Raw genomic sequence first — 21336 nt, 5'->3', positions numbered from 1 at the left:
ACCTGAAATAGTTTGGCGTTGCCTCTATTTTCTCATAGCTCAGGTTAATAATTAGGCTAATAACATAATGAATGTAGAATTTGTAAATCCTTTTTTGTCATCATTAGTCAATGTACTTAGTACAATGGCACAGACTGAATTAAAACCTGGCAAAGCCCGCGTTAAAACCGATGAAGTCGCCCGTGGAGATGTATCAGGCCTAATCGGCATGGTTGGCCCACAAGTGAAAGGTTCATTTTCTATCTCCTTTGATGAACAAATTGCACTGGAAGTAATGAATCGTATGTTGGGAGAAAAACCCGACAAAATTAATGAAGAAGTGACCGACATGGTCGGCGAAATTACCAACATGGTATGTGGTGGCGCGAAAAACTTACTAGGCGAAAAAGGCTACGATTTTGATATGGCAACGCCAATTGTAGTATCGGGTAAAGGCCACACCATTAAGCATAAATCAGAAGGTAAAAAAATTAGCATGCCGTTCGAGTCGGATATCGGCGTGATTAATATTGAAGTCTGTTTCGATAAATAAGCGCATAGCCAATCATTAATAAAACGAAATCAAAGCAACTTGTTTCGTGTAATTCCAATAAATAGTGTAATTTCAATAAAATGTGGCAGCAATTTACTATTCAACTTAAGCCCCGCAATCGGGGCTTTCATTTAATTACCGAAGAATTAACCTCTACAGCACAGTCGGCTTTGTCAGGCATATCTGTAGGAATGTTCCACGCGTTTATTCAGCACACCTCCGCTTCAATATCTATCAACGAAAATGCGGATCCTACCGTCAGACAGGATTTAGAAGCGCACCTCAATAAGATGATCCCAGAACTCGCTCCCTATTATCAACATACCTACGAGGGACCTGATGATATGCCAGCACACATTAAAACGGCTTTAATTGGCAACGCAATTAACATTCCGATTGCCGAAGGCCAGCTATTGTTAGGCACTTGGCAAGGAATTTATCTTGGCGAACATCGCAATCATGGTGGTAGTAGGCGTATTATTGTGACATTACATGGCGAGTAAGCAAAATAGCACCTGCACTAGGTATGGCGTTGCTTAATGCAATACGGTTAGATTTAGCATTGTCACTCCACCAACAAACAGACTACAATAATGGCTAATCTTTATTTTTCTTCATGTTGGAATTTATACGCTTTATGAAGCACTTAACTCTATCAATTGTGGCCGCCATTATATTATTTTTTACTCCACCTAGCTCTGCCCAAGACAGCTACGCCTATTATGGCTTTGAGCCAGATATCATTACGAATTATATAAGTAGTGGTAAAAAAATTGGTTATGTTCGTGTGACCGTTGAATTGATGCTTAAAGATGTGTCTTATCTGCCTATTGTTGAGCATCACGCGCCATTACTACGCGACGCGATCATTGACATTATTTCTAAAGAACCTGAGAGCAAGGCAAAGTCGTTAGTCGGGCGTGAAGAAATTCGCGCAAAAACCGCGCAGCGTTTAAAAGAAATACTCACTGAAGAAACTGGCCAAGAGTTGATTAAAGAAGTGTTATTTACCAAGTATTTATATCATTAATCAGCACGCTTTAGGTTACGCTAAAGCGGTTCACGGTGAGGTGCCGCCCTCACCGTTAGCAATTATACGGTTTTACTTTCCCAACTTATGTAAAACAGCGGCATAGCCTAGCCCGCTTAACAAACCTACTAAGTGTGCATAATTGGCCATATTGACCCAAAGCATATCGGCAAAGCCTAATATCATCCAAATAAACATAAAACCCATCATGGCATTGGGCAATACTATTCCCCAATTTGGGCGCAACAAGCCTAACAACCAAGTAAATCCAACTAAACCATATACCACACCTGACAAGCCACCAAAGTTATTTCCTGTCATAACAAATTGTGCTGTATTTGATAAAATCGCCGTGATAAAAAAGAGAATGATTAAATGACCTTTCGACAACTTAGTTTCTACTTGTCCGCCTAACTGCCACCACCAAATTAGATTAAACACCAAGTGCATTAGCGTAAAATGGATAAAGGCGGGGCTAAACCAACGCCATAGCTCATACCACTCTGTTGCTTCACGCGCATAACGATAAGTATTGCTTTGCCCGATGAAATTTAAGCTGTCAAAAAATCTGAAGTAATTCAGTAGCTCCATGCTTTGCGTTGCCACAAGCAAAAGATAAATTACAACACAACTCCATAATACACTCTGCGTAATAATACCGCCTTGAGTGATAAACGATTTAAATAAACTGCCTTGTGACGATGTATACACCAGCGGGCTTTCAGCACTATTTCTATCCCATGAAGCTTGCCAATATTTTTCATCATTAGGATTGGCAATAAAGTCAGACAATTCATGATTTGCTTGGCTAAATTTATCGGGTTCAACATAAATAGCGAGCGTTTGTGCAGAGCCATTTGGCACTTCTTGCAGTGTTGCAGCAATATTGTTTACTGCTAAGTAGTCAATAAATGCTTGCGCTAAACGCGCATTATTCATTTCGGTAAGTAATTGCACCAAACCCTCTCTTAACTAAATGATATCAAAATGATTAATCACCTGAGCGCACTACCGGAAACTGCATTGCCCACGCCGTCATCCCACCGTCCATGCTATAAACTTCTTCAAATCCTTGATGCAGTAAATACTGTGCTGCGCCTTGGCTACTATGGCCATGATAACAAGCTACCACCACTGGTTGGTCAAAATCATGTTGATTCATAAACTCTACAATAGTGCCATTATTTAAATGAAACGCGCCATCAATATGGCCATTCGCAAAGGTGGCATCGTCACGGATATCTGCAATCACAACGTCTCCGTTATCCAATTTTTGCTTCGTTTCAGTAATCGAAATATGTTTAAACTGATCCATAATCTCTCTTCAAAATAAAACCGCTGTACGATAATTGTATGACAATCATCTGCTACAGCGGTTCTTAATTATTCGCTTGCTTACGATAGGCGCGTTATTGCCAATCTAGAATCACTTTTCCAGATGCACCAGAGCGCATAATATCAAATCCTTGTTGAAATTCATCCACAGAGAATTGATGAGTAATAATTGGCGAAATATCTAAACCGGATTGAATTAAGCTGGCCATCTTGTACCAAGTTTCAAACATTTCCCGACCGTAAATGCCCTTGATTACCAATCCTTTAAAAATCACTTGATTCCAGTCAACAGCCATATCCGAAGGTGGAATACCCAACAGCGCAACTTTACCACCATGATTCATATTATTGAGCATATCCGAAAATGCTGAAGGCACTCCTGACATTTCTAATCCCACATCGAATCCCTCGGTCATGCCAAGCTCATTCATCACTGACTTTAAGTCTTGCTTAGCCACGTTAATGGCACGTGTTGCTCCCATTTTAGTGGCTAACTCTAATCGGTATTCGTTCACATCAGTTATCACAACATGACGCGCACCTACGTGCTTAGCAACTGCGGCAGCCATAATCCCAATTGGCCCAGCACCAGTGATCAACACATCTTCACCTACTAAGTCGAATGACAACGCAGTGTGAACAGCATTACCAAATGGGTCAAATATGGAAGCAAGCTCATCTGAAATATTATCTGGGATCTTAAATGCGTTAAACGCAGGAATAACCAAGTATTCTGCAAATGCCCCTTCACGATTAACACCTACACCTATGGTATTGCGACATAAGTGAACACGTCCGGCACGACAATTACGGCAATGTCCACAAGTAATGTGCCCTTCGCCCGACACACGATCACCGACTTTAAAGCCGCGCACTTCCTGCCCCATGTCGACTACTTCACCAATGTACTCGTGACCGACCACCATAGGAACGGGGATCGTATTTTGCGACCATTCATCCCAGTTATAAATGTGTACGTCAGTACCGCAAATCGCAGTTTTTCTTATTTTAATTAGCAGATCATTATGGCCAACTTCAGGTTTAGCCACATCTGTCATCCAAATGCCCTGTTCTGGCTTAAGTTTCGCAAGCGCTTTCATTATTTATTGTCCATGGTACAAATATTAATTAAGAAAGTTAGTTAATTACATTCATTTCTTTGCCAATACGAATAAAGGCGTCAATGGCACGATCTAGCTGCTTAGTGGTATGTGCAGCCGACATTTGCGTACGAATACGTGCTTGCCCTTTTGGCACCACAGGGAAAGAAAAGCCAATCACATAAATGCCTTCCTTTAATAGTCGGTTTGCCATGTCAGCTGCCACTTTAGCGTCACCAAGCATAACTGGAACAATAGCGTGATCTTTGCCGGCACAAGTAAAGCCTGCAGCTTCCATTTTTTCTCTAAAATAGCTTGCGTTATCCCATAACTTGGCACGTAATTCATGACCATCGCTCAGCATGTCTAACACTTTGATTGAAGCTGCCGCGATAGCTGGTGCTAATGAGTTTGAGAATAAGTAAGGGCGCGAGCGCTGGCGTAACCACTCTACAACTTCTTTTTTCGCTGACGTATAGCCACCCGATGCACCGCCTAGCGCTTTACCTAATGTGCCTGTAATAATGTCTACACGGCTCATTACATCACAGTATTCGTGCGTACCACGGCCATTTTCTCCAACAAAACCTACTGCGTGCGAGTCATCCACCATCACCATCGCATCGTATTTATCTGCCAAATCACAAACCGCTTTTAAATTTGCAATCACACCATCCATTGAGAATACGCCATCCGTTGCAATCATTTTAAAACGTGCGCCATCAGCGTCAGCTTGTTTTAATTGTGCTTCAAGTTCTGCCATATCGTTATTGGCATAACGGTAACGTTTAGCCTTACATAAACGCACACCATCAATAATACTGGCATGATTTAAGGCATCAGAAATAATTGCATCCTCTGCCGTTAATAGCGTTTCAAATAATCCCGCATTGGCATCAAAACATGATGAATACAAAATAGTGTCTTCCATCCCTAGAAAGTCGCTAATTTTTTGTTCAAGCGTTTTATGTACATCTTGTGTACCACATATAAAACGAACAGATGCTACCCCAAAGCCATGCTTATCCAAGCCATCTTGTGCTGCCTTTATTAAATCAGGATGATTAGCTAATCCTAAATAGTTATTTGCACAAAAATTAATGACTTTATCCTGATTCACCTCAATTTCAGCTTGCTGCTGTGAGGTAATCACACGCTCGCCTTTGTATAGGCCTTCTTGCTTAACGTGATCGATTTCGTTTTGAATATGGGTAATAAATGATGATGTACGCATTCTTTCTCCTCGCTTCGACTATAATGTAAGCTCAAAGTGTAGATTAATTTGACGATTGAACAGTTGGCGCTAATTGTAAAAGTTTACTATATCCAATGCAGTCTTTTTTTTACTGATCGGCTCTCTTCTAATACAGATTAGGTATCTTTATAGAAAAGTGATGAATTCACTTTAGAATTCAAATTAATAACGTTAAGATACTGTTTCATTTTACGGTGAAGATAGTGATGGAACAAATAAAACAGTTACAATTCGTAGAGTTAGGAAGAAAAATACCAACCAAACTTATAGCCAATCTTATTGCGTTACTGCTTTTTGCTGTCACTATCTATATAGCAGCCAAAATTACATGGTTAATTTTAGAGCCACCCGCGACGGTAGAGTCACAAATAAATTCTGAATCCAATGCAACTATTTCCACTTCTCAGCCGACTAAGTCTCAAGGTGATGTTAGCCAAATCTTGTCAGCTAGTATCTTTGGCAAGGCATCAAAAGTTGCCCCCGTTGAAAAACCAGACAATGAAGTTGTGACTGACGCACCAAAAACCCAGTTGAACATTACGCTAACTGGAGTCGTCGCGGTTAGTGAGAGCGATGCTGAAGGCGCAGCAATTATTGAAAGCCAAGGACAACAAGCCACCTATGTTTTAAATGACAAAATAATGGGAACCAATGCGGTGCTTAAACAAATTTTGCCTGACCGTGTCATTATGAAAGTAGGTGCAAATCACGAAACATTAATGCTTGATGGTTTTGATTATAGCCCTTACGTTGCGCAGGAAACGAAAAAGTCAAAATCAAAGCCGAAAAAAACAGGGCCTACACGCGAACAAAAGTTATTAGAAACACCGCCTATTCGTTTAGATAAGAGGCATGATAAAACGCTCGCGGGTGCATTACAAAAATCATTAAATGAATTTAAACAAAATCCAGATAGTTTATTTGATTTAATTCGAATTTCACCAGAACGTAGAGATGGCGACATTGTAGGCTATCGTTTACGCCCAGGTAAGAAACCAGAATTTTTTCATCGCGCAGGTTTAAAAACCAATGATTTAGCCATTGCATTAAATGGCATACCGCTAAATGATATGCAGCAATCAATGACTATTATTAAAGAGTTACGTAGCCTGTCTGAGGCAAGTATTATTGTTGAGCGTAACGGAGAACCTATCGAGGTTTTACTTTCGATAGAATAACTATGGAGCCAAGGGCTAAAGAAGTTAAGCAATTAATAACGTTAGCCATGCTAGAAAAAAGAACATGCTAAAAATACAACTAAATAAAACATTAAAGAAATTAGCCGTTGCAATTTCAACCGCCGTTATCTCTTTTCAAGTGTGCGCAGTACAATACAGTGCTAACTTTAAAGGTACCGAAATTAACGAGTTCATTAATATCGTTGGTAAAAATCTCCAAAAAACGATAATTATTGACCCTAACGTGCGCGGCAAAGTCAATGTTCGCAGTTATGAATTGCTCGACGAAAAGCAATATTATCAATTTTTCCTCAACGTATTAGAAGTGTACGGTTTTGCCATTGTAGAAATGGATAACGGTATTGCTAAAGTAGTTCGTCAAAAAGACGCAAAAACCTCTTCAATACCTGTGGTCGGCGATGAAAACCCTGGCTTTGGTGATGAGATGGTGACACGAGTTGTGCCAGTAAAAAATGTGTCTGTACGCGAACTCTCTCCCCTATTAAGACAATTCAGTAACCAAGCTCAAGGTGGCCATGTAGTTCACTATGATCCATCAAACGTGATCATGATGACAGGCCCCGCAGCCACTGTTAATCGTCTAGTTGAAATCATTAACCGTGTTGACCGTGCTGGCGATCAGAAAGTAGAAATTATTTCTCTTAAATTTGCATCAGCCGGAGAGATGGTTCGCATTGTGGAAAATATTTATAAATCCACAAATACAGGTAAAGGGGCATCGCCTTCTTTTCTCATTCCAAAAATTGTAGCTGATGAGCGTACTAACAGTGTATTAGTGAGCGGGGAACCACAAGCTCGTGAAAAAGTCAGTGATTTAGTGCGCCGTTTAGACAGCGAACTAGAGAATAACGGCAACACCAAAGTAATTTACCTGCAATATGCCAAGGCCGAAGAACTTGTAAAAGTGCTAGAAGGTGTAAGTGAATCTATTCAAAAAGAAGACGGCACGACAAGCAAGGCACGTAAAAGCAGCAAGCGCGATGTTAGCATTGATGCGCATGCCGATAGCAACGCATTAGTAATTACTGCTCAGCCAGACACCATGCGCTCATTAGAAGATGTGATTAAACGTTTGGACGTACGCCGTGCCCAAGTATTGGTTGAAGCGATTATCGTTGAAGTATTTGAAGGCGACGGCGTTAACTTAGGCGTGCAATGGATTAGCGAAGATGGCGGCATGATGCAGTTTAATAACGGCACAACTGTACCTGTATCGAGTGTTGCAGCAGCAGCCGCAGCAGCAGAAGGCGAAAAAGGAAAAACAACGGTTACTATTGTTGACGGCAATCCTGTTACCGTTACTGAACCGGATCAACGTGGCGATTACTCTATCCTTGCTCAGCTGCTGGGTTCAGTTAATGGGATTATGGCTGGTGTGGTAAAAGATGACTGGGGCGCTATCATTCAGGCGGTAAGTACAGATACTGACTCAAATATTCTCGCTACCCCAAGCATTACAACTATGGATAACGAAGAAGCGTCGTTTGTTGTCGGTCAAGAAGTACCGACTATTACCGGCTCTTCAGTTGGCAACAATAATGCAAATCCATTCCAAACCGTTGACCGCAAAGAAGTTGGTATTAAGCTAAAAGTTACCCCGCAAATTAACGAAGGCAAAACGGTACAAATGACCATTGAGCAAGAAGTCTCAGGCGTGTCTGGTACTACTGCAGTAGACATCACCATTAATAAGCGTTCTATTCAAACCACTGTCATGGCCGATGATGGCGGTACCATTGTACTAGGCGGCTTAATTGACGAAGATGTACAAGAGAGTGAATCTAAAGTGCCATTGTTAGGTGACATTCCAATTTTAGGTCACTTATTTAAATCTACTAGTACCTCGAAGAAAAAACGTAACTTACTTGTCTTTATCCGCCCTACGATTATTCGCGATCGCGCTAAGATGAATGAAATTAGCCACCGTAAATATAATTACATGCGCAACGAGCAACTGTTACAAAAAGAAGACGGTATTCAGTTAATGCCTTTATCTGATCAGCCTACTTTACCAAGCTGGGATAGCGCACTAGAGCTACCGCCTACATTTGAAGATTATTTGCAAAAACAAGAGAAACCGTAGATGCAAGAAGAACAAATTGTAGACTCAGGTATCGATATTGAAGAACTAGAGCAAGCGGTTCAACCTATTACCCGGTTACCGTTTGGTTTTGCCAAGCGGCACGGTGTTTTATTGGGTCAACATGAAGGGCAATATCGCGCTGTCATTAAACCAGATACTAATGTAAAAGTACTGCTAGAAGTAAGACGTACCCTGCAAACTGCATTTACAGTAGACACCATGAACCCGGATGAGTTTGATGCGTTGCTCGAAGCAAGCTACCAACGAGATTCATCTGAAACTCAACAAATCATGGAAGACATTGGTAACGAGGTCGACTTATTTTCTCTTGCCGATGAATTACCTAAAAATGAAGATTTATTAGAAAGCGAAGATGATGCACCAATCATTAAGCTGATTAATGCCATGCTGAGTGAAGCCATTAAAGAAGGCGCCTCAGACATCCATATAGAAACGTTTGAGAACTCATTAGTCATTCGTTTCCGCGTAGATGGTGTATTACGCGAAGTACTTAAGCCTAATCGTAAACTTGCCTCATTATTGGTGTCTCGTATTAAAGTAATGGCACAGCTTGATATTGCTGAAAAGCGCGTTCCGCAAGATGGCCGTATTTCTTTACGTATTGCAGGTCGTGCGGTTGATGTGCGCGTTTCAACCATGCCTTCTAGCCATGGTGAACGTGTCGTACTGCGACTATTAGATAAAAATAATGCGCGATTAAATCTCGAAGATTTAGGCATGACTAAATCGATCCGCGATACGATGTCTTCGCTTATCCGAAAACCACATGGCATCATATTAGTTACTGGCCCTACTGGCTCTGGTAAAAGTACCACCTTATATGCGGGCTTAACTGAAATTAACTCTAAAGACCGCAATATTCTAACGGTTGAAGATCCCATTGAATATGAACTTGTTGGAATTGGCCAAACCCAGGTTAACCCAAAAGTTGATATGACATTTGCACGTGGCTTACGGGCTATTCTTCGCCAAGACCCCGATGTTGTAATGGTTGGTGAGATCCGTGATTTAGAAACGGCGCAAATGGGCGTGCAAGCAAGTTTAACAGGCCACTTAGTGATGTCTACACTGCACACGAACACTGCCGCTGGCGCGATTACGCGTATGGAAGACATGGGCATTGAGCCATTCTTACTTTCATCAAGTTTATTAGGCGTGTTAAGCCAACGATTAGTGCGTACGCTATGTGATGATTGTAAAGAACCACATATCGCTGATGCACAAGAAGCAGAGTTGCTAGGCAAAACTGACGCAGAGCCAACCACCATTTACCGTGCCAAAGGGTGCGACCTCTGTAATCACACAGGTTACAAAGGACGTACTGGTATTCACGAATTATTACTCGTCGACGAAGAAGTCAGAGAAATGATCCATAATGGCCATGGGGAACAGGGCGTAGAAAAATACGTGCGTAAGTTTACCCCAAGCATTCGTCAGGATGGCTGCAGTAAAGTGTTGCTGGGTATCACCACCATTGAAGAAGTGATACGTGTAACACGTGAGGAAGGCTAAACAGCATGGCAGCGTTTGAATACAAAGCACTAGATGCAGCTGGTAAAACCAAAAAAGGCGTGCTTGAAGCAGATGCTGCAAAACAAGTGCGCCAACAACTTCGTGATTTAGGATTAACGCCGCTTGAGGTCAATGAAGCATCTCAAAGAGAGCGTAATCAAGCTTCATTCACCTTGTTCAAACCACGAATTTCACCTGCTGATTTAGCCCTAATTACGCGTCAAATTGCCACCTTAGTGCAATCGTCCCTGCCCATTGAGTCAGCCCTATATGCTGTTGCCGAACAGTGCGATAAGCCTCGCTTAAAAAGCATGATGATGGCTGTGCGCAGTAAAGTAGTAGAAGGTTATAGTTTAGCTGAAGGGTTAGCGGAATTTCCGCATGTTTTTGATAACCTATTCTGCGCCATGGTCGCAGCAGGTGAGAAGTCAGGCCATTTAGATGCCGTACTTGAACGCCTCGCCGATTACACTGAACAACGTCAACACATGCGTTCTGCCATGATGCAAGCATTGCTTTACCCGTTAATTTTAACGGTATTTGCAATTGGGGTGGTGTCTATTTTGCTCACCGCTGTTGTACCAAAAGTCATTGGCCAGTTCGAACACATGGGGCAAGCACTACCCGCTTCAACGCAATTTTTAATTAGCGCCAGTGATTTTTTACAAGCCTACGGACTATTTATACTCGCCTTTATTGTGATTGTAATTGTTGCGATTCAACAAGCCTTAAAAAAGCCAAAAGCTCGTTTATGGTTTGATGAAAAAATGCTGTCTATGCCAGTTATGGGTAAAGTATCAAAAGGTTTGAATACGGCGCGCTTTGCGCGCACCTTAAGCATCCTTACATCCAGTGCCGTACCGTTATTAGAAGGCATGCGAATTTCTGGTAACGTGCTAGCAAATGAGTACATTAAACAGTCGATTATGGAAGCCTCACATCGAGTACGTGAAGGCTCCGCATTAAAAACTTCTTTAGAGCAAACCAAACTTTTTCCGCCGATGATGCTACATATGATTGCCAGTGGTGAAAAAAGTGGTGAATTAGAGCAAATGTTAGCCCGTGCAGCAGACAACCAAGACAAAGAGTTTGAAACCATGGTTAACGTTGCGCTAAAAATATTTGAGCCAGTACTAGTAGCATTCATGGCTGGTATGGTGCTATTCATTGTAATGGCAATTTTACAACCCATCTTAGCGTTAAATAATCTTGTAGGTTAATGATAATGAAAATAAAAAATACAACATATTCTCCTAAAACAGTTTCTGGTTTTACCTTATTAGAAGTGATGGTGGTGTTAGTAATACTCGGTATTATTGCCAGCTTAGTAGTGCCAAATTTATTAGGTGAAACAGAAAGTGCTAAGCTTAAGAAAGCAGCAATTGACGTGCAAAATATCGAAAATGTATTAAAGATGTACAAGCTTAAAAATGGCTTTTATCCGTCAACTGAACAAGGTTTAGAAGCGTTAGTCGAAAAGTCTGAAGTTGAGCCGGTGCCACGCAATTTCCCTGCTGAAGGCTTTATTAGTCGCCTGCCAAAAGATCCTTGGAATAACGACTATCAACTACTTAGCCCTGGCGAAATGGGCGTTATTGATATCTTTTCAATGGGCGCTGACGGTCAAGCAGGTACTGATGATGATATTGGCAACTGGAACTTAGATGAAGTGCTAGGTAATTAAACACGTTCGTCGTGTTAGCCTGCTTCATTGTGGTGTAAGTTACGAAATCTATGACCAACTTCGCAGCACATTATGTGCTGCCATTCTGCTAAACAGTGAAACACTATGCGTCATCACACAAATGTTAAAGCAGTATGCAGTCATTACACACAAACAACAGCAGGCTCATTTCCCGCTGCGTTATCAAGCATGTCTAAATTATCAATGAACTCATCACTTCCCTCTAGCTCTGGTGCATTAACTTCTCGTGGCTTTACGTTGCTAGAAGTCCTACTTGTTATCCTCATTATGGGAATATTAGTATCAGCGGTCAGCTTTACTAATTTCACAACGTCAAAGCAAGAAGAGTTAGAAAAAGAAGCACTACGTTTTCAAGCATTAACCCAACTCGCCACCGAGTATGCGGTACTGAATCAATTTGAGCTTGGTTTAACTGTCGTTGATAACAGCTATCAATACCTAGTATTTGATGGCAGACGCTGGCAAGAACTAACCGAGCCCGCGCATTTTGATCTACATAAAATGCCTGAACCATTTACCGTATCACTTGAGTTGGAAGGGCTTGGCTGGGGCGAAGATAGTTTACTTGGTGGTATCAATTGGGAAGAAGAAGAGCAAGGCGGTTTATTTGGCGACGATGATGAAGAAAATGAAGACGCTAAAGATAGCGATGCTGACTCCAAAAGTAGCAATAATCAAGGCTCAGCTAATAGCGCTGTCCGAGATGAGAATAAGCCACCTCTTATCCCACAAATTTTTATTTTATCGTCGGGCGAACTAACCCCCTTTAAAGTGACCTTTGGCTATGATGAAGCAGGTGAAGAAGCTATTTACTATGAAGTATCGGCAAAATTCACCATCCCGCTTGAATTAGCAGGCCCATTAGAAAGGCCAACATCATGATAATGGCAACGAAACAAGGCGCTTTTACCATTATTCAGCGCGGTTTTACCTTATTAGAATTACTGGTTGCGTTAGCTGTTTTTGCAATTGCAGGAACCGCAGTAATGCATGCAACTAGCGGCCATCTTCAAGGCGTAACCTTAATGGAGGAGCACACACTTGCATCATGGGTTGCTGCTAATAGAATGGCTGAAGTACATATTGAAAAAAAGTGGCCGCCGCAAAACAACAAAAAAGGTAAGCTAACTATGGCGAGCCGCGAGTGGCATTGGCTGCAAAACGTGAAAAAAACTGAAGACGATAGCCTACGCCAAGTTACCGTTGTGGTGGCAGCGACCGAAAATGATCTTACCGACAACCCGATCATGAGCGTAACTTCATACTTAGGTAGGCCAAAATGAAGAACGTGAAAGGGTTTACCTTACTTGAAATGATAATGGCAACAGCCATCTTCGCCTTGCTGGGTTTAGCCTCATATTCTGTTTTAGATAGTGTGTTACAAGGTAATACGGTGTCAAAAGAGAAAATCTCTGCGTTACAAAAGGCGCAGTTTTCTTTTCAAATAATGGAAAAAGACTTTCAACAAGCCAGTATTCGCCACATTCGCATCGACGGTGAGGCCGCAGCTAAAACAGTGATGATAGGTGACGAGTTCATGTTAGAAAGTACAGCCGATGGCGTTGCGTTCACACGTGACGGCTGGCGCAACCCACTATTAATGATGCCTCGCAGTGAATTACAATCTGTCGCATACCGATTATATGAAGGTAAATTAGAGCGCCTATTTCATATTTTTGTTGATCCTGTGGCTGGCACAGAGCCGAAAATTCAACCTTTATTTGAAGACGTAGAAGCCTTTGAAGTGGAATACTTCAACCAAGGTAAATGGGCTGAAAAGTGGCAAAATGAATTTTTACCTGAAGCGGTAAAAGTGACCATTAAAACCAAAGAGTTAGGTGAAATAGTTCGTATTTTTCTGCTACCTGATCAAGTGGAGTTAGGTTAATGACACATTCTCGCCTAGCTCATAAACAATCTGGTGTTGCATTAGTATCGGTATTATTAGTGGTTGCCATTGTCATTATTATCGCAGCCGATATGAATGGTCGCCTACAATTACAAATGCAGCGACAAATCAACCTGCAAGGCCATCAGCAAGCATATTGGTATGGTATGAGTGCAGAAGCCTTTGTGAAACAAGTTATCCGTAAAACGCTAGAAGATTCAGAAGGCGAAGTTAATTTAAGCCAGCCTTGGGCAGCCAAAGACATGGCCTACCCTGTTGATAATGGCACGATTGCAGGTGAAATCACTGACCTACAAGCATGTTTAAACTTAAATGCATTAAAAGAAAAATCTGCTAACTCAAATACGAACACTCGCACCAACACAGTTAATTACGCCACTAAATCATTGCAGCGTTTGTTTGAGCTAGTCGAGCTACCTACCGATATTTATCCTGAAGACCTCGCCATGCGGGTTTATGATTGGTTAGATGACGACAGCCAACTGATTACAGGTGGCAGCGCCGAAGAAGATGACTATGCAGCATTAGAACATCCTTACCTTAGTGCCAACACCAGCATGGTCACAGAGTCCGAATTACGTTTAATTTTAGGGTTCAACCCTATCCTAATCGCCAAGCTTAAGCCTTATTTATGTGTGATCCCAAATACCGACACCCAGATCACCAATGTAAATACATTAACAGAGGAACAAGCGCCGCTATTAGCAGCTTTGTTTGAAAAAATGACTGTGGCCGAAGCGCAAAATGTATTATCAAGCCGAGGCGAGGCTGGATTTGGTAGCATCGACGATTTTTGGGATCACAGCGATGTAAAAAAACAGCCCAACTTGGATGATAAATTCAAGAAGCGCTTTGATATCAAATCCGAATTTTTTAAATTAAAAGCGATCACTACCTACGATCAGAGCCGTTTTAAATTAACGTCAATATTAACCGTCGCAGATAATAAACAGAATGCTTATCAAGTAAAAACGCTGGCACGACGTTTTGGAGATAACGAGTGAAAGAACAAGTATTTATCAGGTTAAACTCACAAGCCGATGAACCTATCCACTGGCTAGTTTGGTCTGAACAAGAGCAAGAAATTATAGCTTCAGGCGAATTAGAAAATGCCTCTGCATTAACGTCTATCAGTCATCATTGCAGCGGTAGACAAACCTATGTGCTTGTTCCTACTGCAGATGTCACTATCTGCCGCGTACGTTTACCTAGTAAATACAGCCGCAAATTGCAAACTGCACTGCCTTATATGCTTGAAGAAGATATCGCACAAGATATCGATGACGTTCACCTTGTTGTGATTAATAATGATCAAGACGATGAAGGGTATTATGCCGACGTTGCTATTGTCAGCCATCAAAACATGGAAAGCTGGCAAGAGTGGCTAGACGACGCGGATATATATACACAAATATTTGCACCAGACGCACTATGCCTGCCTGTATTTGATAACAACATGACAGTAACACGTTTAAAAAACCAGTGGCTATTCCGCCATGGCAAATATCAAGCTATGAGCATTGATGATAGTTGGGTGTCATTGTTTTTAATTCAGCAATATGCCAATCATCAGCAGGATAACGAAGAGAGTGAAACAACACTATCAGCACCAGACATCCATTGTTACGACGAAGCAGTAAAAACGCATATTGAGCATTTAGGCTTAAATATTAAAGTGGTTGATGAACCTGCAGAATTACCGCTTAAACTATGCGCTAATGCAAGTCGTGCAACGGCCTTCAATTTATTACAAGGCACATACCAACAACAAAGCAACCATTTAAAGCAGCTTAAAAAGTGGCGTATTACAGCAATAGCAGCAGGCGTCGCGTTTATTTCATTGCTGGTTTATAAAGGATTAGAAATTCATCAGCTACAGCAGCAATTAGATGCACAACAACAGCACCTCGTTACTATTTATAAAGACGCATTCCCAAAAGAGCGTGTGCGTGTCAGCCTTATTCGTAAGCAATTACGACAAAAACTCAATGCGGTCGGCTCTGATACAGGTAATCAATTAGGGTTTATTGCTCAATTAGAACAAGTATTGCCCGCCTTCACTGGCGCTGCGAATTTAACGCCAGAGTCGTTGCGATTTGACGCAACCCGACAGGAAGTGCGTTTTCAAGCCAGAGCAAACGACTTCCAAACGTTTGAACAAGTTAAGGGGGCGTTAGAAAAGCAAGGGCTTGAAGTCAATCAAGGCGCACTTAATAACGACGGTGACGCTGTGGTGGGCTCATTAATTGTGAGGAACAACAAATGATAAAAGAGCATTGGGAAAAATTAGACGACCGCGAAAAAGTGTTGGTCGGTGCGATGAGTGTGTTTGTCGTCATTGCTATTATTTATTGGGGAATTTGGCAACCTCTCGCCAATAAACAAGAAACCTTAAAGCATAATTTAACACAACAAATTGAACTGAATCAGTGGGCTCAAAATAGCATTGCTAAGATAAAAGCCGCTGGAACTACAAGCCGTAACAGCAATACTGGTTCATTAAGCCAAATTGTTAACCGCACCACCTCTGGTTATGGCTTTACCATTTCAAGAATGCAGCCACGCGAAGATAAATTGCAACTATGGATTGAAGAAGCATCGTTTGACGAATTAGTCAGCTGGTTAGCACAATTAGAAAGCCGTCATCAAGTAAAAGTAAATCAGTTTGATGTGTCTGCCGCTGATCAAGCGGGTATTGTTAAAGTTCGTCGTTTGGAGTTAATTAAAGCATAATGTCTGAAGCCGTCTCACAGCCAAGTTCAAACAATAAAGTAAGCACTAAATCTCTAATATACATTGGCGTTGTTTTTCTTTTTTTGTACTGTTTCTTTCTCATTATTAATCTGCCAGCAGCATGGGTAGTAGAGCAAGCAAAGCAACGTAATATGTTGCCACCCAACGTTAATATTTCAGCGCCGACTGGAACAATATGGCAAGGCGAGGCGCAATACATGCGTATTGCCAACATTAATCTTAATAAGGTTAAGTGGGAGCTATCAGCCACTCAATTACTATTAGGCAATATTGACGCAAACATTAAAGTAGATAATTCGCGCCAAGCGCAATCACTTTCGATGAGCGGTAATATTCATCTACCTATTGCTGCGCTATCACCAGCACAAACTAACCACGCGCCTGATTCAGGCAATCCAGCTGAAGCGTCAAAGAACATCATCACCTTGGATGATTTCAAATTGCGTGCGCCAGCAAATCAAATCGCTCATTATTTAACGCTTCCTATAGATGCTAACCTGCAAGGTCGGTTTCTGATTGATATTGCACAAGCAGAGCTCGATATTACTGCATCCAATGCGTTACGTTGTGAATTGATGCAAGGCGATATTGTTTGGCAAAACGCCAATGCAAATGTCTATGGGCAATTTATTAACCTTAATGCAATGGATGCTAGTTTAAGTTGTGCTGAGCGCAATGTAACGATGGCTTTTAACCCGAATAACAAACTGGGATTAGATGCCGTTGTGAAGTTGGTAGATAATAATCAAATCACGATAAACGGTGTGATGAAACCTGACGCTTCGCTACCAAAGTCAGTACATGATGCCATGCAATACTTAGGTAAACCTAACCAACAAGGCCAATATACGGTTGAGTGGTAGCATAAGTTTAGGTATATAATGACTAGGTATATAATAACTAGATGTATTTGCTTAAATAGCAACAGATCATACTAGTCTTTATATTAAGCATTTTTATTACTTCTACTACAAAGGCAATACATCTCACGTGAGTACTGCGACGTCCGTATCAGAAAAGAAAAATTACCATCATGGTAATTTACGCCAAGCCTTAATGAATACGGCATTGCAGCATATTAAAGCCGGTGGTGCTGAAAAACTCAGTTTACGTGCAGTTGCGCGGGATTTGTCAGTGTCTCAATCTGCCATTTACCGACACTTTTCTGATAAAAATTCGCTACTTACGGCCATCGTTAGCCAAGGCTTTGACATGCTTCGAGCCGCAATGCAACAAGCAGTGCACACACACCCTGACGATCCTGTACTGGCATTACGTTCGACTGGTCGAGCTTATATTGTATTCGCTTGTTCGCACCCTGAAACCTATCGCCTAATGTTTGGTATTCGTAATCATGAGCTTGAAACCGAAGAACTTGAAGCGTGTGCGTCTGATGGTTATTGCATTTTAACGGGCATTATTGAAGATGGTTTAACCAAGGGTATATTTAAAGATATTCCGTCTGAACAACTCGCCTTATCAGCATGGTCCATTGTGCATGGTTTTGCTTCGCTGGCAATCGATGGCCAAATAGCGCGACATGCTGAAAAGCACGGTGACACAACCACAGGGTTAATTACTGAAAAAAATATCGCTACCACAATTACCAGTACTGACGACAAGCCGGTAGATACTAACGAGGCGCTCATAAAAGGCTTATGTGACGCTTTATTATTTGGGTTGCTTAGACACGCGCCCTAACATATAACTCTCAGCCTTAGCGCTATACAGGTTGATAGGCCTCATATCTCTCTTCGTTTTTCGCGATCTCACTTTGCCAGAATAGCTCCCGATCAAAGCAAAGATTACAGACTGTATGACAAAAAGTGAAAAGAATTTAACCATACCTCAGCCTAAGTCACCTGCTTTCTCACCGTTAGCCATTGATACAATACTGGCACCACAAACAGCGTGAGTAACGTTGATACTAGCAACCCAGAAATAATTGCCCATCCCATTGGCGACCACATTGTTGACCCTTCTAAAGTGAGCGGCAATAGCCCACCAATCGTAGTCATTGTGGTTAGCAGTATTGGTGATAGGCGACTGGTTGATGCTGACAAAATGGCTTCCATTTTATCTTTACCTGATGCCAATAACTGGTTTGCCATATCAACTAGAATGATCGAGTTGTTTACTACGATCCCAATTAAAGACGTTAAACCAATAAATGCGGTGAATGAAAAGGTATAACCCGCTAAAAATAAGCCTAAAAAGGCACCACTAATGGCAAAGGGGATAGCCGCAAAAATAATCAGCGGTTGTGAGAACGACTTAAACTGCAACACAAGCACCGCGAAAATGCCCATTAAAGCAACCATAAAGGCTTGCGACATGCCACTGAAGCTTTTTTTACGGTTTTCTTGCTCGCCGCCAATCAAATAACTTACCCCTTCAGGAAAGTCATATTGATCTAGCTTCTCTATCGCTTGATTGGTCAACGCTTCAATTTGATAGCCTGCTTCAACGTCAGAGGTAACGGCCGCCATACGCTCTAAATTATGATGCCTAAAACGCGGAATAGCAGTTATCATCTCAATATCAGCAACTTGCGTAATAGGCAAAATGTCACCTTGTCGATTGGTTACCACTAATTGCTGAAGATCAGTGAGCGAAGGTTCTTGCTTAGATTGCCCTTTTACCACAATAGCAAACTCCTCCCCCCTTTGGTCACGATAAATACCTGCACGCTCACCTACCAAGCTCGCCCTAATTGCTTGGTCAATATGATGGATAGGCACGCCAAGTAACGCCGCTTTTTCACGATTTATTGTAACCTGTAAGTCGATTTTATTTTTACTGATCGGATTATCGATGCTCACCGTGCCCTCGATATCTTCCAGCATGCGTTCAACATCAATCGCGACATCACGTAATTTATCCAACTCATCACCAATAATACGGATCTCGATTGGCGCTTCCGCAGGCGGCCCTTGCATAAACTCTTTTACAGTAATATTTACGCCCGGCCACTTACTAAACTCTTTGCGCAACTGTTGTACCAGCGGTGTAACATTTTCGGCCTTGTGATCATTAAGCAACACATAAAGTTGCCCGAAATTAGCCACCTGACGGCGTGGAAATTCGTTATAGTAAATCCGTGGATTACCCTTGCCTACGTTTACTGCCACGTTATCAACCAGCTTATGATTTGATAAAACTTGCTCAACTTTGTTTGCCATTTGATACGTTTGTTCAAATGCAGTGCCTTCGGGTAACTCTATATTTACCAATAATGCGGCTTTTTCGGCTTTAGGAAATAAACTAACGCCAATAAAAGGAAACAAACTAATACTGCCGAAGAATACTAACATTGCCGCCAATAATATTTTCTTCGGGTTATGTAACGAGTAGGCTAATGCTTTGCGATAGCGCGTGCCTAACTTCTCATCAATAAATGCCAATCCTCTGGTTTTTTTCGTGCTTTTTGTTTTTAGCAACCAAGCCGCCATCAGTGGTGAAAAGGCGATGGCAACTAATAAACTTGCAAACAGTGTTAAGATCACCGTAACTGGCATGGAGCGAATAAATACGCCCGAGCCGGTGTTTAATAATAAGATGGGAAAGAAGGCTAAAATGGTGGTAAAAGTCCCACTTGCTACAGCCATCGCAACTTGAGATGCCCCTTTTTCGGCAGCTTGAAATGGGTTTTCACCTCGTCGAATATAACGACCAACATTATCCGTCACCACAATCGCGTTATCCACCAGTAAACCTAACGCGATAACTAAGCCGACTATCGACATTTGTTGCAGCCCATAGCCCGCAATATCAACCCAGCCCATGCCAATAAATACCGACATCGGAATGGCAGTCACAATCACAATCGAAGCACGAAATCCCAGTACCACAAATGTAAAAATGCCAACCAGCACCAGCCCTTGTAATAAGTTTGAGAAAAATCCATTAATTCGCTCTTCAACACTAATACTTTGATCATGTACTAAAGACAATTCGATAGTATTAGGTAAACGCTCAGCAAATAGGTCGGTTTCTTTTTTTACGGTTTCAATCACATCAAAAATGTTGCTGCCTTTACGCTGTACCACACTAATAAACAATGCGGGCTGCTTGTTATACACGCCTAAGTAACTTGGCACACCATCAGCAATTCTTACTTCTGCAACATCTTCCACATAAAGTACATATGATGATGAATGCGCAACCACTGTGCGTTTTAACTGTTCAACACTTTCAAAGTCGCCTGATGTTTTAACAGTAAAGCGGCGTGTGGCGGCATTAACATGGCCTGCTGGAATATTAGCGCTGGCGCTTTTTATGGCGTCGCTTAGCTGTGTAATCGACACGCCTAGCTCTTTCATTTTTACAATGTCAGCGTTTACTTGTAATTGCTGCTCTGGCACACCGACCACATCAACACGCTTTACGCCTGTGACTTGCTGAATTTTTTTATCTAATTTATCGGCAAAATACCTTAGTTCACTGTATGGTTCAGTGCTCGACGTTAGCGCATATTGCATGATATTCACGTCAGATGGCGACACTTTCTCAATATTTAAACTAAAAATATCACTGGGCAATTCACTACGTATTCGCGCCACTGCCCCGACGACATCGTCATATTTATCATCAGGATCAGTTTCAATTAAAAACTCAATACGCACTACCGCTAAGCCATCTTCTACTTCAGACTTGATCACTTTAATATCTTCTAGCTCGTTAATTGCCTCTTCTAAGGGATCGAGTACCATTTTTTCCATGTCGCTTGCATCCGTTCCCGGGTACACCACCGACACCATCGAGTAAGGGTAATCAAATTGCGGATCTTCACTACGTGGCATCGTTGCCAATGAAATGGCACCTAGCGCGACTAACAGTAATAAGCCAATAATGCTAAATTGATAATTATGCAGGGCAGCTCTTGCTAAATTCATGATTAA

General features: G+C 41.7%; 21 protein-coding genes. 16 read left to right on the top strand and 5 right to left on the bottom strand.

All coding sequences use genetic code 11. The features are described from left to right. Window positions 1-67: 67 nt before the first annotated feature. The 3 genes from HUU81_RS01480 (at window position 68) to HUU81_RS01470 (ending at window position 1562) form a co-directional block, all read left to right on the top strand. Window positions 68-532 (top strand): chemotaxis protein CheX, encoded by a 465-nt coding sequence (locus tag HUU81_RS01480; RefSeq protein WP_199610518.1) that lies wholly within the window; start codon window positions 68-70, stop codon window positions 530-532. Window positions 533-612: 80 nt separating this feature from the next. Beyond that, window positions 613-1035 carry a secondary thiamine-phosphate synthase enzyme YjbQ gene (locus HUU81_RS01475; protein ID WP_199610517.1) on the top strand — a complete coding sequence of 141 codons (423 nt, stop codon included), beginning with the start codon at window positions 613-615 and terminating at the stop codon, window positions 1033-1035. Between the two features lie 134 nt (window positions 1036-1169). Beyond that, window positions 1170-1562, top strand: a complete 393-nt coding sequence (locus HUU81_RS01470; RefSeq protein ID WP_199610516.1) for a flagellar basal body-associated protein FliL — start codon at window positions 1170-1172, stop codon at window positions 1560-1562. 72 nt (window positions 1563-1634) lie between these two features. Here the strand turns inward: HUU81_RS01470 and glpG are convergent, their stop codons facing one another. The 4 genes from glpG to HUU81_RS01450 all read right to left on the bottom strand — a co-directional run bounded on the left by glpG (window position 1635) and on the right by HUU81_RS01450 (window position 5231). Continuing rightward, complete coding sequence (gene glpG / locus HUU81_RS01465) at window positions 1635-2519, bottom strand: rhomboid family intramembrane serine protease GlpG (RefSeq protein WP_199610515.1); 885 nt, start codon at window positions 2517-2519, stop codon at window positions 1635-1637. 34 nt (window positions 2520-2553) lie between these two features. Then, window positions 2554-2877, bottom strand: coding sequence for a thiosulfate sulfurtransferase GlpE (glpE, locus tag HUU81_RS01460; RefSeq protein ID WP_199610514.1), 324 nt, complete (start codon window positions 2875-2877; stop codon window positions 2554-2556). 94 nt (window positions 2878-2971) lie between these two features. Further along, on the bottom strand, window positions 2972-3997 hold the full coding sequence (gene tdh, locus HUU81_RS01455; protein WP_199610513.1) for an L-threonine 3-dehydrogenase: 1026 nt from the start codon (window positions 3995-3997) through the stop codon (window positions 2972-2974). Window positions 3998-4034: 37 nt separating this feature from the next. Next, window positions 4035-5231: a glycine C-acetyltransferase gene (locus HUU81_RS01450; RefSeq protein WP_199610512.1), complete on the bottom strand. Its 1197-nt coding sequence runs from the start codon at window positions 5229-5231 to the stop codon at window positions 4035-4037. Between the two features lie 227 nt (window positions 5232-5458). Between HUU81_RS01450 and gspC the strand changes: the two genes are divergently transcribed. The 13 genes from gspC to HUU81_RS01385 all read left to right on the top strand — a co-directional run bounded on the left by gspC (window position 5459) and on the right by HUU81_RS01385 (window position 18136). Further along, complete coding sequence (gene gspC, locus HUU81_RS01445) at window positions 5459-6430, top strand: type II secretion system protein GspC (protein WP_199610511.1); 972 nt, start codon at window positions 5459-5461, stop codon at window positions 6428-6430. 64 nt (window positions 6431-6494) lie between these two features. Further along, entirely contained in the window at window positions 6495-8534 is a 2040-nt protein-coding gene (gene gspD, locus HUU81_RS01440) for a type II secretion system secretin GspD (RefSeq protein ID WP_199610510.1), read from the top strand. Further along, window positions 8535-10067: a type II secretion system ATPase GspE gene (gspE, locus tag HUU81_RS01435; protein ID WP_199610509.1), complete on the top strand. Its 1533-nt coding sequence runs from the start codon at window positions 8535-8537 to the stop codon at window positions 10065-10067. A gap of 5 nt (window positions 10068-10072) precedes the next feature. Further along, on the top strand, window positions 10073-11287 hold the full coding sequence (gene gspF / locus HUU81_RS01430; RefSeq protein ID WP_199610508.1) for a type II secretion system inner membrane protein GspF: 1215 nt from the start codon (window positions 10073-10075) through the stop codon (window positions 11285-11287). A gap of 5 nt (window positions 11288-11292) precedes the next feature. Further along, window positions 11293-11751, top strand: coding sequence for a type II secretion system major pseudopilin GspG (gspG, locus tag HUU81_RS01425; protein WP_199610507.1), 459 nt, complete (start codon window positions 11293-11295; stop codon window positions 11749-11751). 105 nt (window positions 11752-11856) lie between these two features. Continuing rightward, a complete protein-coding gene (gspH, locus tag HUU81_RS01420; protein WP_199610506.1) occupies window positions 11857-12654 on the top strand; it encodes a type II secretion system minor pseudopilin GspH in 798 nt (265 codons plus the stop codon). Further along, entirely contained in the window at window positions 12651-13055 is a 405-nt protein-coding gene (gene gspI / locus HUU81_RS01415) for a type II secretion system minor pseudopilin GspI (RefSeq protein ID WP_233520553.1), read from the top strand. The genes gspH and gspI overlap by 4 nt, the downstream gene beginning before the upstream one ends. Continuing rightward, window positions 13052-13660: a type II secretion system minor pseudopilin GspJ gene (gene gspJ / locus HUU81_RS01410; protein WP_199610505.1), complete on the top strand. Its 609-nt coding sequence runs from the start codon at window positions 13052-13054 to the stop codon at window positions 13658-13660. Before gspI ends, gspJ begins: the two co-directional genes overlap by 4 nt. Further along, the gene (gspK, locus tag HUU81_RS01405) at window positions 13660-14685 is read left to right on the top strand and encodes a type II secretion system minor pseudopilin GspK (protein WP_199610504.1); all 1026 of its coding nucleotides are present in this window, start codon (window positions 13660-13662) and stop codon (window positions 14683-14685) included. Before gspJ ends, gspK begins: the two co-directional genes overlap by 1 nt. After that, window positions 14682-15947 (top strand): type II secretion system protein GspL, encoded by a 1266-nt coding sequence (gspL, locus tag HUU81_RS01400; RefSeq protein WP_199610503.1) that lies wholly within the window; start codon window positions 14682-14684, stop codon window positions 15945-15947. Before gspK ends, gspL begins: the two co-directional genes overlap by 4 nt. After that, window positions 15944-16414: a type II secretion system protein GspM gene (gspM, locus tag HUU81_RS01395; protein WP_199610502.1), complete on the top strand. Its 471-nt coding sequence runs from the start codon at window positions 15944-15946 to the stop codon at window positions 16412-16414. Before gspL ends, gspM begins: the two co-directional genes overlap by 4 nt. Beyond that, complete coding sequence (locus HUU81_RS01390) at window positions 16414-17298, top strand: type II secretion system protein N (protein WP_199610501.1); 885 nt, start codon at window positions 16414-16416, stop codon at window positions 17296-17298. The genes gspM and HUU81_RS01390 overlap by 1 nt, the downstream gene beginning before the upstream one ends. Window positions 17299-17425: 127 nt before the next feature. Further along, complete coding sequence (locus tag HUU81_RS01385) at window positions 17426-18136, top strand: TetR/AcrR family transcriptional regulator (protein ID WP_199610500.1); 711 nt, start codon at window positions 17426-17428, stop codon at window positions 18134-18136. Between the two features lie 152 nt (window positions 18137-18288). Here the strand turns inward: HUU81_RS01385 and HUU81_RS01380 are convergent, their stop codons facing one another. After that, window positions 18289-21330, bottom strand: coding sequence for an efflux RND transporter permease subunit (locus tag HUU81_RS01380; RefSeq protein ID WP_199610499.1), 3042 nt, complete (start codon window positions 21328-21330; stop codon window positions 18289-18291). Window positions 21331-21336: the final 6 nt, after the last annotated feature.

This window comes from Flocculibacter collagenilyticus (assembly GCF_016469335.1).
In the GTDB taxonomy this organism is placed as follows: domain Bacteria; phylum Pseudomonadota; class Gammaproteobacteria; order Enterobacterales; family Alteromonadaceae; genus Flocculibacter; species Flocculibacter collagenilyticus.
The sequence above is the reverse complement of the archived record's forward strand: the minus strand, read 5'-3'. Positions and strand labels throughout refer to the sequence as shown.

What these genes read in the sequence shown, in the direction of transcription:
- HUU81_RS01480 (WP_199610518.1), top strand. Translation starts at nt 68, where the DNA reads ATGAATGTAGAATTTGTAAATCCTTTTTTGTCATCATTAGTCAATGTA.
- HUU81_RS01475 (WP_199610517.1), top strand. Translation starts at nt 613, where the DNA reads ATGTGGCAGCAATTTACTATTCAACTTAAGCCCCGCAATCGGGGCTTT.
- HUU81_RS01470 (WP_199610516.1), top strand. Translation starts at nt 1,170, where the DNA reads ATGAAGCACTTAACTCTATCAATTGTGGCCGCCATTATATTATTTTTT.
- glpE (WP_199610514.1), bottom strand. Translation starts at nt 2,877, where the DNA reads ATGGATCAGTTTAAACATATTTCGATTACTGAAACGAAGCAAAAATTG.
- tdh (WP_199610513.1), bottom strand. Translation starts at nt 3,997, where the DNA reads ATGAAAGCGCTTGCGAAACTTAAGCCAGAACAGGGCATTTGGATGACA.
- HUU81_RS01450 (WP_199610512.1), bottom strand. Translation starts at nt 5,231, where the DNA reads ATGCGTACATCATCATTTATTACCCATATTCAAAACGAAATCGATCAC.
- gspC (WP_199610511.1), top strand. Translation starts at nt 5,459, where the DNA reads ATGGAACAAATAAAACAGTTACAATTCGTAGAGTTAGGAAGAAAAATA.
- gspD (WP_199610510.1), top strand. Translation starts at nt 6,495, where the DNA reads ATGCTAAAAATACAACTAAATAAAACATTAAAGAAATTAGCCGTTGCA.
- gspE (WP_199610509.1), top strand. Translation starts at nt 8,535, where the DNA reads ATGCAAGAAGAACAAATTGTAGACTCAGGTATCGATATTGAAGAACTA.
- gspF (WP_199610508.1), top strand. Translation starts at nt 10,073, where the DNA reads ATGGCAGCGTTTGAATACAAAGCACTAGATGCAGCTGGTAAAACCAAA.
- gspG (WP_199610507.1), top strand. Translation starts at nt 11,293, where the DNA reads ATGAAAATAAAAAATACAACATATTCTCCTAAAACAGTTTCTGGTTTT.
- gspH (WP_199610506.1), top strand. Translation starts at nt 11,857, where the DNA reads ATGCGTCATCACACAAATGTTAAAGCAGTATGCAGTCATTACACACAA.
- gspI (WP_233520553.1), top strand. Translation starts at nt 12,651, where the DNA reads ATGATAATGGCAACGAAACAAGGCGCTTTTACCATTATTCAGCGCGGT.
- gspJ (WP_199610505.1), top strand. Translation starts at nt 13,052, where the DNA reads ATGAAGAACGTGAAAGGGTTTACCTTACTTGAAATGATAATGGCAACA.
- gspK (WP_199610504.1), top strand. Translation starts at nt 13,660, where the DNA reads ATGACACATTCTCGCCTAGCTCATAAACAATCTGGTGTTGCATTAGTA.
- gspM (WP_199610502.1), top strand. Translation starts at nt 15,944, where the DNA reads ATGATAAAAGAGCATTGGGAAAAATTAGACGACCGCGAAAAAGTGTTG.
- HUU81_RS01390 (WP_199610501.1), top strand. Translation starts at nt 16,414, where the DNA reads ATGTCTGAAGCCGTCTCACAGCCAAGTTCAAACAATAAAGTAAGCACT.
- HUU81_RS01380 (WP_199610499.1), bottom strand. Translation starts at nt 21,330, where the DNA reads ATGAATTTAGCAAGAGCTGCCCTGCATAATTATCAATTTAGCATTATT.